This is a genomic window from Scytonema sp. NUACC21 (genome assembly GCF_054684315.1).
On record NZ_BAAFZH010000102.1, the window covers coordinates 128,538 to 144,510 of the forward strand.

Annotated in this window: 10 protein-coding genes; 7 read left to right on the forward strand and 3 right to left on the reverse strand. The window is 41.5% G+C overall.

From position 1 onward, the window contains the following. The first annotated feature begins 374 nt into the window (after positions 1-374). Positions 375-1,031, forward strand: coding sequence for a ribosome hibernation-promoting factor, HPF/YfiA family (gene hpf, locus ACYRY3_RS33975; protein ID WP_460206073.1), 657 nt, complete (start codon positions 375-377; stop codon positions 1,029-1,031). Positions 1,032-1,111: 80 nt separating this feature from the next. On the opposite strand, the gene ACYRY3_RS33980 is transcribed toward hpf, so the two are convergent. Continuing rightward, positions 1,112-1,570, reverse strand: coding sequence for a peroxiredoxin (locus tag ACYRY3_RS33980; RefSeq protein WP_460206074.1), 459 nt, complete (start codon positions 1,568-1,570; stop codon positions 1,112-1,114). A gap of 123 nt (positions 1,571-1,693) precedes the next feature. On the opposite strand from ACYRY3_RS33980, the gene ACYRY3_RS33985 reads away from it, so the two are divergent. After that, a complete protein-coding gene (locus tag ACYRY3_RS33985; protein WP_460206075.1) occupies positions 1,694-2,830 on the forward strand; it encodes an acyltransferase family protein in 1,137 nt (378 codons plus the stop codon). A 193-nt stretch (positions 2,831-3,023) separates the two neighbouring features. Further along, positions 3,024-3,839, forward strand: a complete 816-nt coding sequence (locus ACYRY3_RS33990) for a DUF1838 domain-containing protein (RefSeq protein ID WP_460206076.1) — start codon at positions 3,024-3,026, stop codon at positions 3,837-3,839. Here the strand turns inward: ACYRY3_RS33990 and ACYRY3_RS33995 are convergent. Together ACYRY3_RS33995 and ACYRY3_RS34000 are read right to left on the reverse strand one after the other, a co-directional pair. Then, positions 3,836-4,441, reverse strand: coding sequence for a YdcF family protein (locus tag ACYRY3_RS33995; protein ID WP_460206077.1), 606 nt, complete (start codon positions 4,439-4,441; stop codon positions 3,836-3,838). The genes ACYRY3_RS33990 and ACYRY3_RS33995 overlap by 4 nt on opposite strands. 53 nt (positions 4,442-4,494) lie before the next feature. Continuing rightward, on the reverse strand, positions 4,495-5,523 hold the full coding sequence (locus tag ACYRY3_RS34000; RefSeq protein WP_460206157.1) for a VOC family protein: 1,029 nt from the start codon (positions 5,521-5,523) through the stop codon (positions 4,495-4,497). Between the two features lie 671 nt (positions 5,524-6,194). Here ACYRY3_RS34000 and ACYRY3_RS34005 point away from each other — a divergent pair. The 4 genes from ACYRY3_RS34005 (at position 6,195) to ACYRY3_RS34020 (ending at position 15,293) form a co-directional block, all read left to right on the forward strand. Beyond that, the gene (locus tag ACYRY3_RS34005; protein ID WP_460206078.1) at positions 6,195-8,582 is read left to right on the forward strand and encodes a response regulator; all 2,388 of its coding nucleotides are present in this window, start codon (positions 6,195-6,197) and stop codon (positions 8,580-8,582) included. A gap of 117 nt (positions 8,583-8,699) precedes the next feature. Then, positions 8,700-11,171 (forward strand): PAS domain S-box protein, encoded by a 2,472-nt coding sequence (locus ACYRY3_RS34010; RefSeq protein ID WP_460206079.1) that lies wholly within the window; start codon positions 8,700-8,702, stop codon positions 11,169-11,171. A 129-nt stretch (positions 11,172-11,300) separates the two neighbouring features. Next, entirely contained in the window at positions 11,301-11,678 is a 378-nt protein-coding gene (locus ACYRY3_RS34015; RefSeq protein ID WP_460206080.1) for a response regulator, read from the forward strand. Positions 11,679-11,984: 306 nt separating this feature from the next. Next, complete coding sequence (locus tag ACYRY3_RS34020; protein ID WP_460206081.1) at positions 11,985-15,293, forward strand: GAF domain-containing protein; 3,309 nt, start codon at positions 11,985-11,987, stop codon at positions 15,291-15,293. The last annotated feature ends 680 nt before the right edge of the window (positions 15,294-15,973 follow it).

Here is a 15,973-nt window from a genome sequence, read left to right on the forward strand (position 1 = left end):
TCACGCCAATAAAAAAAATTGTAACGAATGAACTGGCTGATGACGCCTAAGCAACAGACAGCATAAAATGGAAAAAATCTCCAACAACGTGTTTTTTCTAAAAAAGCGAACAAGCCTACTGAAGAAGCTCAACCTATGATATCTGCGCTAATTCCAATTGCCTTTCAATCAGTTGGACTGATGACAAAGATTAGTAGGTGGTTTCGAGCTATCCAGATTCAGCAAACTTCGGCTTGAGTCGGCTCGGGGTAGGTGTCATACCAGCAGTAAGTCAAATTTCGTTTACGATTTGTTCTGGCGGCAGTGTTAGACCTTACCGCAATTCCGTTTTATCCAAACCAAATTTACATGCAGCATTGAGCGGGAGAGTTTACATGAAGCTTCTCATCCACGGTAAAAATATTGAAATCACCGATGCGATCAGGGATTATGTGCATCAAAAAATTGAAAAGGCGGTAAATCATTTTCAAAACATCACCAATGAAGTGGATGTGCATCTAAGCGTGGCTCGCAATCCCCGAATTAATCCAAAGCAGTCAGCGGAAGTCACCATTTACGCGAATGGCAATGTCATCCGTGCAGAGGAAAATAGCGAGAACTTGTACGCGAGTATTGATTTGGTAGCTGATAAAATCGCTCGTCAACTCCGTAAATATAAAGAACGACGTCACGAAAAGAAAACTCATGCCCAAACGACTATTGATGGAGTCGTCCAGGAGACTGTCGTTACAGATTTAATAGGCGATCGCACTCCCGAACTCCCCACGGAAGTCGTGCGCTGTAAGTATTTTGCAATGCCCCCAATGACAGTGGAAGAGGCATTGGAACAACTCCAATTAGTGGGACACGATTTTTATATGTTCCGTAATGCGGACACTGGCGAGATAAACGTTGTTTACGAACGCAACCACGGTGGTTACGGCGTCATTCAACCGCGTAATAATAATGGTCACAATAATCATACCAACGGCAAGAACGGTAAAGCATCTCATGCCAATATCATCATGCCAGAGAAACATTATCAGAAGTAAATAGGAGTTAGTGGTTAGTAGATAGTAGGTAGTAGATAGTAGATAGTAGTTAGTAGGAACAACTAACTACTATCTATTAATTAGATAGCAAGCTGTTGCAATGTTTTCAGTGCTTCTTCGACGTGCCCTTTAAAGTTAAACATGGAGTCGAAGACGTATCGTACTACCCCTTGTTGGTCAATAACGTAAGTTACGCGACCAGGGAACAACCCAAAGGCAGCTGTTGCACCGTATAATTTGCGAACTTGGTCACCTAGATCGCTTAAGAGGGTAAACGGTAGCTGGTACTTGGTGGCAAAATTTTGGTGAGATTCAGGTGAGTCCCCACTCACACCAATGACCTCCGCACCAGCACTTTGAAAAACTTCATATTGGTCGCGGAAAGCACAGGATTGGGCTGTACATCCTGGTGTGTCGTCTTTGGGGTAAAAGTACAAAACAACAGCTTTCTTACCGCGAAAATCATTGAGGCTGACAGGTATACCCTTTTGAGAAGGTAATGTAAAGTCGGGAGCGATGTCCCCTGCTTTAATTGTCATAGTGACTGGAAAATTCAGAATTAAGAAATTAAACATTTTTAGGATAGAACTTTAAAGCTACTTTCGTCTTGATGAGCTGCATAAGGCAGAGTAACTTAGAGTATTCACTGCCACATTCCCCGTATGCGTCTTACCTCTCTTGATGTTTTTCGCGGCATTACTGTTGCTGCTATGATTCTGGTCAATATGGCGAGTATTGCCGAACCCAATGTCTATGCCCCGTTACTCCATGCCCAGTGGCATGGTTGGACAGTAACCGATCTGGTGTTTCCTTTCTTTCTGTTTATTGTGGGTGTGGCAATGGCTTTCTCGCTGTCAAAGTATACCGACAACAGTAAACCTGCAGCACCTGTTTACTGGCGTATTCTACGTCGTGCCGCCATTTTATTTGCTTTAGGATTGCTACTCAATGGCTTTTGGAATAAAGGTCTGTGGACTTTCGATTTGAGCACGATCCGGATGATGGGAGTGTTACAACGTATCAGTCTGACCTACCTACTTGCCTCCCTTGCAGTCCTCAGTCTACCGCGCAAGGGTCAGTGGATACTGGCAGGAGTTTTACTTGTTGGCTACTGGTTGGTCATGATGTACGTTCCAGTTCCCGGTTATGGTGCTGGGGTACTGACACGAGAGGGAAATTTCGGTGCTTACATAGATCGTTTGATTATTCCCAAAGCACATCTTTATAAGGGTGATGGTTTCAATAATTTGGGAGATCCAGAGGGGCTGTTCAGCACTATTCCCGCTGTTGTAAGTGTCCTTGCTGGTTACTTTACCGGACAGTGGATACGAAACAAAAAAGATATAAACTCCTCCGAAACAAGTATGGATTTAGTCCTGTTTGGACTCAGTTGCTTGACCATCGGTGGAATCTGGGATTTGGCATTTCCTATTAATAAGAAACTGTGGACAAGTTCCTATGTAGTTTTTACTAGTGGTTGGGCATTATTATTACTTGCAGCTTGTTACGAGTTGATTGAAGTGCGACGGGTACGGCGTTGGAGCAAACCTTTTGAAGTGATGGGATTAAATGCTATTTTTATCTTTGTCGCGTCCATATTGTTAATCAAAATCTTGGTAAGAACTAAAATTGGTATTGGGGAAAATGCTGTCAGTACCTACGAGTGGATTTATCAAAATCTTTTTGCATCTTGGACAGGTGCAGTGAACGGTTCCTTGTTTTTTGCCGTTGTGACTGTTCTGTTATGGTTGGCAGTTGCTTACGGTATGTACCGACAGCGCTGGTTTGTGAAGGTATAGATGAAAAACACCGGATGTAAGAGTGTAAAGCAAGCCCACCCTTACGATAAGCCGACTCGTAGAAAGAGGAAACCCAAACAGTGATGTTTGGAATCCCCTCGGCTGTCTTCCAGGGGAGGATGTCAATAAATACCTCCTTGAATCGCAAATCGCTATAAAGCTATAATCAGCTTGCATTTTAAGGGGTTTTTCAATGGTTGCTGAAATCAAAGAATTTGATGCCCTACACTGGGTTAAGACTCGTTCGTCTCTCAATCCCAATGAATCCACCTTTCTCGCGTGGAAGGGGAATATTTATGCTTTTGTTCCAGGAGAGAAGAAAAAACTTTTATTTAAGATGTTAGGCATGAGTGCCAGCCGATGCATTCCTACGGGAGAAGGCAGCTGGGATTTTACCTCTCGGGAACTTACGTATTACCTTAACCCAGAAACAGGTGAGATTTTGCATCAGTGGCATAACCCTTGGACAGATGAAACGGTTTCGGTAATGCATGTTGCTAACAATCCAGTGCAGGGTTATTTTAAAGGTAAGTTTCCAGCACCAGTTGAGGGAGAAAGTACAACCTTTGTGTTTGATATCTTTCCCACCTACCCCAATCCACTGGGAGGAAATCCTAAGTTTGCAGCTTATAGCCCCTATACGACTTATCAAGCGGCTGAGTTGTTTAAATTAACTGTTCCAACAGCAGATTTATTGAACCCCGAACTCGCATCCGTAACTCAACTTAGGCTAAGTTGGGACAGGATTGGTCAATGGCTTCCTTGGATGAAAATGGGTGCTAGCCCGGGTCATCTGATCTACAGTGCTTATGGAAGCAAAGTTGATGGCTTTAGAGGGTTGCCACAATTGCTTCAAGATGAAATTAATAACCGCGTCCCTCTGTATAAAAACGCGCCAAAAGCCTTTCTGGATGGAGAAGATATGACTTCTTGGCTTTACTTCCAAAAGCACTTTGATGCTTACCTGGCAGGGGAAAGGTTTCCATTGCCAGAAGCGGAGGAAAGTTAGAATTTTAACACGAGGTAGACAAAGTAGAAATATGTCTCTCTCATTAAAAACTCAAACTGGCTTTTGAAACTGCGATAGCGGGTGGTGGGTGTAGGGGATGGGTAGGCGTTCATTCCCATGTCTTGCGCCATTAACACGGCTCGTTTAAGATGCAAGGGATCGCTCACGATGAGAAATTTGGAGAGTTGTTTTTTAGAAGCAACTTCTCGAGCGTTCTTCAGATTTTGGTGAGTTGTGCGAGATTCGGTTTCAATGAGAATGTCGGATTCTTTGACTCCCCGTGCTATGGCATAGCGTTTGCCCACGATCGCTTCAGCGAGTGCTTTTTCTACGCCAACACCACCAGTAAAAATGACGTTACGAACCACCCCTTTTTTATAAAGATGAATTGCGTGGTTAATTCTTTCTCGGAAAACTGGAGAGGGTTGGTTTCCCCAAACCGCTGCTCCGAGGACTATAGCAGCATCAGCCTTGATAGCGTTGTTGCGGTTGCCGTAAGAGTAAATACTCAATGCTGTCGTTACAAATATGAGTAGGAGCGCAGATGCAGCACCAAGCAACACCAAAATCAGCCAGTGTCTTTTAGTTTGATAACTGGGCATGGATTTCCCCAATTTGAAATGAACAAACTTCATTAAGTTTTGTAAAAATTTCATCAAGCTTCTAACAAGGTCCAAAAGTAGCCATCTGGTGCTACAAAGGAAAAACTCATCTCCCCGAATTCATTGGGAACGATTGTTGTGTACTTTTGGATGGGGCTTGCTTTGATGCGATCGCAATACAGGTTAAGCCCTGTAACCCGATAGGTATACAAACACATCCCCAAACATCCTGGTTGTGCAAATTCAAAACGGGAATCTAATTTGATGGAACCGGGGAAGCGAATAATGTAAAGCCTACCGGAACGAGCGGCGGATAAGTCGGTTTTGGAGGAACGGGGGTCGTCAAAGGCTGTCACATAAAACTTTTCTGTTGGTTGAAGGTTAAAAATCTCTCGACCTGCTAAAGAAGATTCATAACTTGTTTCTACATCATCACGAACCCGTAGCAAACCTAAAATTTCATCATAGAATTTTAGGGTTTCTTTGGTGTCATCTTGAATAACCATACCCATATGAGTAAACTGGCTAGTTCTTAGGGCAGAACTTTCGTTAATCATTCCATAATGTGGTACCGTATAACCAAACCTCTCAAACAAAACCTGTCGTGTTAGAGGTTGTAACAAAAGCATTTCTCGGACTCCCACTACGGGTTCAATAAAAGGACGGCTTTTCCTTTCTTTGTTGTAAATAACTTCCCAACGGGGGTATGTGTACCAGATAGCCCCACCTGCTGCTTTTGCTTCCTCCACATGGTTTAAAATATTCAGCACATCAGCAGTGAGAGTTGTTGCCCAGCGATTTCCCTTCACTTTCATCGAGCTCATCTTTAAACCCTCATTTGTGGGCTGTTGCCATGTCATAAGACGGATCAACCCATGATCTGCATTTTGGTGATAGAGGCGAATTGAACGCAAGGATGAATTGACGCCGTAGAGTTGGTAAGCGGTAGCGGCTGATAATTCCCCTAACTGACCAACGCGATAGCCAAATTGTTCCCAATATTGAATTGCAGAAATTGGCTCTTGGACACCAATACATACCTCGTAAATACCTTCAATAGCAGTTTGTTGCTCCTGAGCTATATTTGGTGAAAACATAGAAGTTTTGTAGAGTTGACAAACGTTATTTTTAACCGTATATTCACTCTCTTACAATATTTTTAATATTTTGTTTTAAGCATTTTGCCGAAATCTTAGACAAGCTCTGTAGAAATAACCTGAAAATTCGTAGTATCCTAGATATAGTGTTTAGTACCTAGCTCTAGCTTACATTCTGTCTTCTTCTCCGTCAGAGAGAAAACTTCGCATCTACTGTTATCCAGGGTGACTATACAGAACAGCGCAGTGGAAATTGATGAACAATATGAACGGATTGCCTTTTTCAAGGAAGCAAACCCTGATTCTTAGCATACATTTTCAGAAAATAAGATTGAAAATCCTTCTTTTGGGCAATTTGATATTAACGCTTCCAAGACTCAATTGCCAAATACGGAAGTGCAAGCGCAAAGCCAGCGTAATTTGTCACCGATTGTCTATCTTAACATCAGTATTAGACAATAGAAAGAACCCCTCCACCTCCTACCCTCCCCGAAGTTTGGGGAGGTTAGAAGGGGTAATAATCGGGTGCAGCTTCATAAAGAATTGGTATTAAGTCCGATCGCTCCAATAAAAATCATACTGCGCGAAGGAGGGGATGTAACCTGTATTCTTCCTCTTCGTATTTTGCTGAAGAAAGGGTATTCCACGGAGTTTCCATGAAAATTCTTTTGGTAGAAGACAACGAACACAGTGCCTTGTTCCTGGGAAAAGCTCTCAAAGCTCATGGCTACCAAATCGAGATGGCCTGGGATGGTCAGACAGCGCTTGAATTGGCACGAGCTTTTGACTATGACTTGATTCTGCTGGATGTGATGCTTCCTCTGCTGGATGGAATTAGCGTTTGTCTCCAACTGCGCTTAGAAGGCTGTCAGATACCCATTATGCTACTAACTGCAAAAGATAGCACAAGCGATCGCGTTAAGGGTTTAGAGGCAGGTGCAGATGAATATGTCGTCAAAACTTGTGAATTATCAGAGTTAGTTGCTAGAATGCGAGCGTTGCTGCGCCGGGGGAGAGAAATCTTACCCGTAGTGCTTGTTTGGCAAAATTTACAGTTAGATGTACACACAAAAGAAGTTTCCTATGAAAAAAAGCGCTTGCACCTCACCCCCAAAGAATATGGTTTATTAGAGCTTTTTTTACGAAATCCAGGCAGAATCTTCAGCCGCAACGAGTTACTAAATCGCATTTGGTCATCCTCAGAATCACCCGGAGAGGAGGCTGTGACCACCCAAATCAAAGGTTTGCGACAAAAACTCAAAGTAGCAGGAATGACCCAAGATTTGATTGAGACAGTTTACGGTGCAGGATATCGGCTGAGGGAAGAGGATAAGGAAAAAGAAGAGGACACGGGTAAACAAAAACACTCAGACGCGGGAAATGTTTCAGTAGAACTTTCCACCTTTTCTTATGTGTCCCTCAGCACGGCTGAAGCAGAGGTCATGGCAGCTACAATTAAGGCTTGGGAAGAGTTTAGAGAAAATTTTCTCAGAGAACGGTTTGGGTTATTCGATTTGGCATTAACTCATTTATCCACCGGAAATCAGGACACTAACTTGCTTAAAGAAGCACAAGCAGAAGCCCACCGCTTAGCTGGTTCTTTGGGAAGTTATGGTTTCCCAATGGGTTCAAAAGTGGCGGCAGAAATCGAATTTCTGTTGCAAACCCTAATCATATGGCAGGAAAATGCAGACCTAGTATTGACTAGACTTGAAAACCTAACAACATGGTTGACAAAAAATTTATATGAACATTTATATAATAAAGAATTTCAAAATCATCCCCCAGGCAAATGGTTGTTTTCTGAAAGCAAATTTCCTTTAATTGCACAAAAGGAAGTAGATAAAGGTCAGCTCAACCATTCAATAATTCCTAGAGAACAGTTTTCAGAAAAAAGTCTAGAAATGGAGACAGAGACCATAGCTGTTTTAGCAAAGGCTTGCTCAGAGTGTCAATTGAATTTGAAAGAACGGTTGGAGTTCTTTGACCAAGTACTTATAGACTTATCCACTGGAAATCCAAATGGTCAATTGCTCCAACAAGCGCAGGCAGAAGCGCACCACTTAGCTAGTTTTCTGGGAAGTTATGGTTTCGCAATGGGTTCAAAAGTAGCACGGGAAATTGATTTTTTGCTGCAAACATTGGCAAATTGGCGGCAACATACTGCTTTGTTATTGAATAGGTTTGAAAAATTAACAACATGGCTTAAAGAGACATTACAGCAGCAGCCGTCTATACCTACTACCCCTGTTATCCCTCGATTACCCACAGCACGATTGCTTATCGTTGATTATGATACGGTGCTTACCGAACGTATTAAACAGGAAGCAGCGACACACGGCTTGCAAGTAGAAGTGACAACAAATCTGGCAATGGCAAAAACCATAGTTGCCTTGCGCCCTCCGAGTGCAATTTTGCTAGACGTTACCCTTGGCAATACTTATGAGAATGGTCTAACCCTTTTAGCTCAAATTATTGAGGAGAAGCCTGAGCTTCCCATTATAGTTTTTACTACAACCAATCAACTTCACCATCGAGTAGAAGCTGCACGTCTGGGAGCGCAAATATTTTTACAGAAAAACACACCTGTGGATGAAGTCCTTTCTATTGTCATGGAGCTTGTTAACCAGTCTTCCGCCAATCAAGCTAAAGTCATGGTTGTGGATGACGACCCCTTAATACTAAATCGCATCAAAACATTACTGTTACCTTGGGAACTTCAAGTCACTACGCTGCAATATCCTCACCAATTTTGGAAAATGCTAGAAGTGACAAACCCCAATTTACTTATTTTAGATATTGAAATGCCAGAATTTAACGGTATTGAATTATGCCAAGCGGTACGCAATGACAGCCGTTGGAATTGGTTACCAATACTGTTTCTTTCCGTTCATTCAGACGTAAAAATTGTGCGTCATCTGTATGCGTTAGGAGCTGATGATTACGTACAAAAACCGATTGTAGAAAACGAGTTTATTACCCGTGTTATTAATAGATTGGAGCGGACGCAACACAGACAAAAACTCAATTTAAATTATAAATAGATTCCCATAAGTAGGTCGTCCTTAGTCATTTGTCATTTGTCAAATTTTTCTCAAGATTTACATTTTGTAATAAAGTTTTGTTTATTCCCATCCACCTACTTAAAAAGCGTAAATTTTATGTGTGATTTTAAGGAATTAATCAAGGTTAATCAGCAACTGACCTTAGCTCTAGAAGCAGGAAATATGGGAATTTGGGATTGGGATTTGCTGAGCGATCGCGTTGTTTGGTCAACTGGTCATGAACGATTGTTCGGGTTATCACCTGGAACTTTTCCAGGAACTTATGAAGCTGTTATTGATTGTATCCACCCAGATGACAGAGAAACTGTGATTTTAGCTTTAAAGTATGCCTGTACTCAGGGGCATGATTTTCATGAGGAATTCCGGGTCGTTTGGTCGGATAGCAGCATCCACTGGATTGAATCGAAGGGAAAATGTGTCTATAACAATGAAAACCAAGCAGTGCGGATGCTGGGAACTGTAGTAGAAATTAGCCCTCGCATTGCCAAAGAAGAGCAATTACATTTGTTGGAATCTGTTGTTGTCCACACCAATAATGCAGTGTTGCTCGTCAAGCCGAAAAGCATTGCTCCACTAGAAACTCAGATTGTTTATACTAATCCCGCGTTTAGCCAAATGACAGGTTATACCCAACAAGAGGTTTTCGGCAAGGCACTGTGTATTCTTATAGGTGAAGACCAGCTGACTAAAGATAAACTTCGCACAGCCATGCAAACTCGGCAATCATTGCGAGTTGATTTAATTATCTACACTAAAGAAAACAGAGAAATTTGGGTAGAAGTTAGTATTTTTCCTGTAGCAGATAAAACAGGCTCTTTTAGTCACTGGGTGGTAATGTTACGGGATATTACCGAGCGAAAGCAGGCAGAAGCTAGCCTCCAGCAATTGAATCAGGAGTTAGAAAACCGAGTTCAACAGCGAACGATGGAACTAGAACGCTCTCAAGCAACGCTGCAACAGCAGCTGAAACGACAGGAGTTAATGATGAGGCTTGTCGAACAAATACGCCAGTCTCTGGACTTGAAAGCAATTCTCAATATTGCGATCGCAGAAGTGCAAAAGTTGCTAACAACTGACCGAGTTTTCATCTATCAAGTTCATCATAACAATACGGGCACCGTTGTTGCCGAAGTTGTTAAGTGCGGATGCACTCAGATTTTAGACAAAACAATTTCCCTAGAGGCTTTCCCTAAAAAAGCCCAAGAAGACTTTCTTAAAGGACAAATTTATACTCTGACTGACTGTGACAAAGAAGAAATGTTGTCCTGTGAGGCGGATTTTTTAGCAGAGATTCAAGTCAGGGCAATGATGGGGATTCCCATTATCCAACAAGACACCCTTTGGGGACTACTGATCGTTCATCAATGCAGTCAACCGCGAGAGTGGCAAACTTGGGAAATAAATTTGCTCAAGCAGTTAACTAATCAAATGGCGATGGTCATTAAACAATTAGAACTCTACCAGCAACTGCAGGAAGAACTGCGCGATCGCCAGCAAGCAGAAGTCGCATTGCGGCAAAGTGAAGCTCTGTTTCGTTCTGTGTGCCAGTCTTTGCCTGTAGGAATTTTCAGAACTGATGCTTGGGGAAAAAATATCTACACTAACCCATGCTATCAGGCAATTGGTGGCTTTACTTTTGAGGAAGCTTTGGGGGACGGCTGGATGCAGTTTATTCATCCAGAGGATTTACAAGCTATTTTGCCTGAGTTGACAGCATCAGTAGCAGCAAAGCGGGAGTACTGCGGTAAAGGTCGCTCTGTCCGTCGGGACGGAACTGTCCGGTACTGTAAATTCAGGGCAGTTCCCATCTTTTCCGAGTCAGGTGGACTAGTGGGTTATGTTGGCATCGTAGAAGATATCACCGAAAGTCGGGCAATTGAGAAAATAAAGAACGAGTTTATCTCCGTTGTCAGTCACGAACTACGAACACCCCTTGCTTCAATTCGCGGCTCTTTAGGGTTACTTGCTTCTGGAATACTCAAAGACGAACCAGAAACTGCCCAACAGATGTTACAAATTGCTGCCAACGACACGGAAAGGCTGGTACGCTTGGTGAATGAGATTCTCGACCTAGAACGACTGGCAGCGAACAAGGTCGCTTTGAGGAAACAGTGGTGTGATGTTAGCACGCTCATGCAGCAGTCTGTGGAGACTTTGCAACCTCTAGCAGCAGAAAGCAACATCAATCTATCTATTTTTCCCATTTCCGTACAAGTATGGGCAGATGCAGACCGAATTATTCAAACTCTTGTAAACCTGGTAGGCAACGCCATTAAATTCTCGCCTCCAGAAACTACGGTAACGCTGAGTGCCGAAACACTATCAGATCGAGTTTTATTTAAAGTTCAAGACCAAGGACGAGGTATCCCTAAAGATAAGCTAGAAATTATTTTTGGACGGTTTCAACAAGTCGATGCTAGTGACTCCCGTCAAAAAGGAGGAACGGGTTTAGGGTTAGCTATTTGTCGCAGCATTGTGGAACAGCATGGCGGTAGAATTTGGGCGGAAAGTGTGTTGGGAAAAGGAAGTATTTTCTATTTCACTCTTCCCAAAGCATCTACAAACTAAGTAGGTCGGTATGAAACTATGTAACTAAGAATGGTCGTCCTTCGTCATTGGTAAGGCTTTTTAATGTATTTACATTTTGTAATATAGTTCTGTTGATTCTCGCCTACTTACTTAAGGTTTAGGATGGCTATGCCAACGAAGCGTATCTTGGTGATTGATGATGAAAAGAACCTGTGTACTGTGATTGCGGTTAGTTTGGAAAAGATAGCGCGTTGGCAAGTGCTGATAGCTCAATCTGGGAGCGAAGGATTGAAAAGAGCGGAAACTGAACGACCTGATGCTATCCTATTGGATGTGATGATGCCAGACATGGATGGACTGGAACTGTTTGCGCTATTGCAAAGTCGTCCAGTGACTGCAAAAGTTCCAGTTATTGTACTGAGTGCTAAAGTGCAGAAGGTTGACTTAAGTCAGTTTGCCCAGTTAGGTTTTGCAGGGATGATTGCTAAACCCTTCGACCCTTTAAAGCTACCATATCAGGTGGCTGAGTTACTGAAATGGAATTAAGCTGTACAGATGCTCTAGATTTTTATCTACATAGAAAATTTCAGATTTTTCTAGTCCTCAGAATTTCCTCATTTTGTTTGTATATCTTTAGATATAGATAATACGTTTTTACGTAATTAGGTAGTTGCTAAATTTTATTGATTGTGATAACCATCGCAAAAAATATTTTTTATTAAAAAATTTCACAATCAAAAAAATGTAAAAAGCTATTAGCAAAAATAATCGATGGGTAAACAGAGAACAGCATCTACTAATAGAAACTCTTAAATTAATTTCCTCCCTCTCACTACTTAAAAGGATTGCCACATGGTTAAGATAATTGATTCCACTCAAAATGACACCGCTAGGATTGCTGATTATCAAAAACCAAAATTGCTCATGTCACCGGAAAATAATGACAAAAACAATGAAATACAGCTTAATGTTCGTCATTTTCGTATAAGTCATGTTATTCCATTGTTCAGACGTGCAAGTTTACGTACAAAAGCAATTGCTTTCGCCTTTACTATTGGTACTCTACCAGTACTGGCTATGGGGATGCTAACTTACCAATTAGTAAATCAATCAACGACAAGGGAGATTTCTAATAACAAACAAGATAAGGCTAGGTTGTTAGCAGACAATATAAATCGTTTCATGTTCAAACGTTATGAAGATCTTCAAATTATATCTAGGCTAACATCTCTAGAAAATGGCAGATCGCAGGGAAAAATCACCCGTACTGAGTTAGAAACGAAGCTAAATGACTATTTAGAACTTGAAAAAACCTATGATAGTATTGCCATATTAGATCTTAATGGTAATGTGGTAGCTGCATCAAATGGAAAACGTATTTCCAATCAAAAGAATGAGGATTATTTTCAATCAGTACTCAAAACTAACGCCCCCTATATTAGTCAGTCTTTAGATACTAAAAATATAGGTACAGCAAAAATATATTTAGCTGCACCTATCAAAGATCGCGATACAAGAGAAATCATCAATATTATCCGAGCAACTATACCTGTAAAATCCTTAGAAAATGTTGTTTTTACACCACAAGTTAGCCAGGATGATTACCATCTGATAGATGCTTCAGGAAACATTTTCTTGTGTAGGATAGGAGACCATTCAGGTAAAAATGCACAAGAAAAAATTCCTAACTGGAACCAACTAGTTGCCAAAGAGCAAGTTAAGACAGAAATAGTTTTTAATCAGAATGAGAATGTTGAGCAACTCCTGACTTATGTACCCTGGCAAAAGGTAGAAGGTCTACCAGATTTGAAATGGAAACTCGTTTTGAGTACAAATACAGCAATAGCCTTTGCCGCACAGAAAGAGTTATTGCTGGTCTTACAGGTTGGAACGCTTTTAACAGCATTGCTTGTTGGTGGAATTGCAGCAGTTTTTGCCAAGCGTCTCATGTACCCAATTGTGGCTGCTACTACAGCTGTGAAAAAGTTAGGTCAGGGCAATCTCGATACGCGAATTGCTATTGAAGGCGAAGACGAACTTGCAATCTTGGGTTCTAACATTAACCAAATGGCAGACCAATTGCAAAGTTTGCTGCGAGAACAAACTGCTGAAGCCGAGCACTTAAAGGTATTGACGAATATCTTGCTTTCGATTCGTCAGTCTTTGAATTCTGAAGAATTGTTCAACACAACAGTTAAAGAAGCAAGAGTGGCTCTTAGAGCAGATCGAGTTGTCATCTATCAATTCAATGCTGCGGGCGGTGGAAAAATTATAGCTGAGTCCGTCGCTTTAGGGTTTCCCGTTGCTCTTCAGGAGACAGTTGAAGATGGTTGTATCGATCGCGAAATCATAGAAGCCTACAGCAAGGGTCGCGTAATAGCTACCGATAACGTTTTGGAAGCTGGCTTTTCTCCCGAACACCTCCAGTTACTGAAACGATTGCAAATTAAGGCAAATTTAGTCACACCAATTATCAAAGATAATCAAATCTTCGGTTTCTTAATTGCTCATCACTGTAAAGAACCTCATGTTTGGCAACCTTATGAAATTAATGTCTTAAGGCAATTGGCAATTAAAGTAGGATTTACTTTAGAACGGGTAACCCTGTTGGAGGTGACACAAACACTCAAAGACCTTGCTATTCATTTGTCTAGAAGTCATAACTCAGAAGAAATATATAATTTAGCAGTTCAAAGTATCCGAAAAGCTTTGAAGGCGGATCGAGCAGTCATATATAGAATTGATGACAATTGCCAAGGCAGCATAATAGCAGAATCAGTAGTTGCTGCTTGGCCTTCCACCCTGGATGCAGAAATCCAAGACCCTTGTTTAAAAAATTATATTGAAAAATATCGACAAGGGCGTGTGGTTGCCATTAGCAATATTCACCAGGCAAATCTATCTGAGTGTTACCTTGGACAACTTGAACCATTTTCTGTCAAAGCCAATTTGGTAGCTCCAATTTTGCTAGGTGAAGAAAAATTACTTGGTTTGTTAATTGCCCATCAGTGTTCCCAACCGCGTCAATGGCAGCAGTCTGAAGTTGATTTGTTTGAGCAGTTTGCCAGAATTGTGGGTTTAGCGTTAGAGAGAACTAATCTTTTAGAGCAAGCAGAAAAAGGGCGTATTGCAGCAGAAAAAGTTTCCGCACAGCAACGCCAACAGAAAGAACAGCTGCAACTGCAATTACTGAAACTGATAGATGATGTGGAAGCAGCATCAAGAGGGGATTTAACAGTACGTGCTGAAGTGACTTCCGGAGAAATTGGCACTGTCGCCGACTTTTTCAACTCCATCTTGGAAAATTTACGGGAGATCGTGACTCAAGTTAAATTAGCTGCCACTGAAGTTAATAGTGCGATCGCAGATAATTCTGGAGCAATGGGTCAACTGGCAATTGAATCCCTCAAACAAACACAACAAATTAGTCACACCATAGACGCAGTTGACCAAATGAGGCTTTCGATTAAAGCCGTGTCAAAAAGTGCCAAGCAAGCTGCAGAAGTTGCCCGTACCGCATATAACGCAGCTGAAACAGGCGGTGCCGCAATGGATTTGACCGTTGAAAACATTATATCCTTGAGAGAAACAATCGGGGAAACTGCCAAAAAAGTCAAAAGACTTGGCGAATCTTCACAACAAATTTCCCGAGTGGTGGGGTTGATCGATCAAATAGCTATGCAAACTAACTTGTTAGCCATTAACACTGGGATTGAAGCGGCACGTGCTGGTGAAGATGCTCACGGTTTTGCCGTGATTGCTGAAGAAGTTGCTGTACTGGCAGCTCAAAGTAGTGCAGCAACTTCTGAAATTGAACAAATCGTGGCTACCATCCAACGTGAAACCAGCCAAGTTGTGAAAGCTATGGAGTTAGGTACCACACAGGTTGTTGATGGAACTCGTCTCGTTCAAAATACCAAACAAAGTTTGAACCATATCCTGGATGTGTGCCGCCAAATCGATCGATTAGTACATTCAATTTCTGATGCGACAGTATCCCAGGTGCAAACCTCGAAAGAAGTCTCAAATCTGATGCAAGAAATTGCCAAAGTCTCAGAAATGACTAACAATTCTTCCCGTCAAGTTTCTGTATCTTTGCAGAAAACAGTAGAGATTTCACAGCAATTGCAAGCGAGTGTCCGCACATTTAAATTGAATTAAGCCCTTCATTCCCTTGCTGTTTCTATTCCTGAGATAGATGTTCTACCTGAGCCTCTATCATCAGGATCGCTTGTCTTTCTCATCTTCAACCACAACAGCTTTTTAACTTGTGCCATGCTCTTTACCAACCCTTGTGTTTAAAGTCGATAAGCAGATCGGCATAAATAAAATTAACTGGTTAAGGTCTTCCTTAGTCTTTGTCCTTTGTCAAGTGTAAGGGCTGAGGTCGTTTTTACATTCCTTAACATACGTGCTTTTATTCCTACCCACCTACTTAAGCAGTAGAAATTGCAACAATTTTCCACTCTAAGTCAGAACTTTAGGAAATAGTTGTGAGGAACTTGTGAGGATTTCAACATTTCGATCCTTACTTTTTAAAAAGTTAATATTTCTTAAATAAGTAAGCAACATTCTACCTGTAAAACTCTAACAGTCACAGCTGACGGATTGGCTCTCACTGTTCTCAATATACACAAACGAAGTGCGGAAGGCGGGATACAAATGTTAACGCAATTATACTTCAGCCTTTTTCTACTAGCCCGCCATAATAGATTTAAATCCCCTAAAGGGGATTTAAACCCTTGATTTTTTTATATGTAATTTTGACATCTTTTTTCTCATTGCTATTGATACACTTTCCCTGTATTTAAGCTGAAACCCTTATCCAATAAGACTTTTTT

Excerpts from the sequence above, each read along its gene's own strand:
- ACYRY3_RS34015 (WP_460206080.1), top strand. The coding sequence starts at position 11,301 with ATGCCAACGAAGCGTATCTTGGTGATTGATGATGAAAAGAACCTGTGT.
- hpf (WP_460206073.1), top strand. The coding sequence starts at position 375 with ATGAAGCTTCTCATCCACGGTAAAAATATTGAAATCACCGATGCGATC.
- ACYRY3_RS34020 (WP_460206081.1), top strand. The coding sequence starts at position 11,985 with ATGGTTAAGATAATTGATTCCACTCAAAATGACACCGCTAGGATTGCT.
- ACYRY3_RS34010 (WP_460206079.1), top strand. The coding sequence starts at position 8,700 with ATGTGTGATTTTAAGGAATTAATCAAGGTTAATCAGCAACTGACCTTA.
- ACYRY3_RS33990 (WP_460206076.1), top strand. The coding sequence starts at position 3,024 with ATGGTTGCTGAAATCAAAGAATTTGATGCCCTACACTGGGTTAAGACT.
- ACYRY3_RS34005 (WP_460206078.1), top strand. The coding sequence starts at position 6,195 with ATGAAAATTCTTTTGGTAGAAGACAACGAACACAGTGCCTTGTTCCTG.
- ACYRY3_RS33985 (WP_460206075.1), top strand. The coding sequence starts at position 1,694 with ATGCGTCTTACCTCTCTTGATGTTTTTCGCGGCATTACTGTTGCTGCT.
- ACYRY3_RS33995 (WP_460206077.1), bottom strand. The coding sequence starts at position 4,441 with ATGCCCAGTTATCAAACTAAAAGACACTGGCTGATTTTGGTGTTGCTT.
- ACYRY3_RS33980 (WP_460206074.1), bottom strand. The coding sequence starts at position 1,570 with ATGACAATTAAAGCAGGGGACATCGCTCCCGACTTTACATTACCTTCT.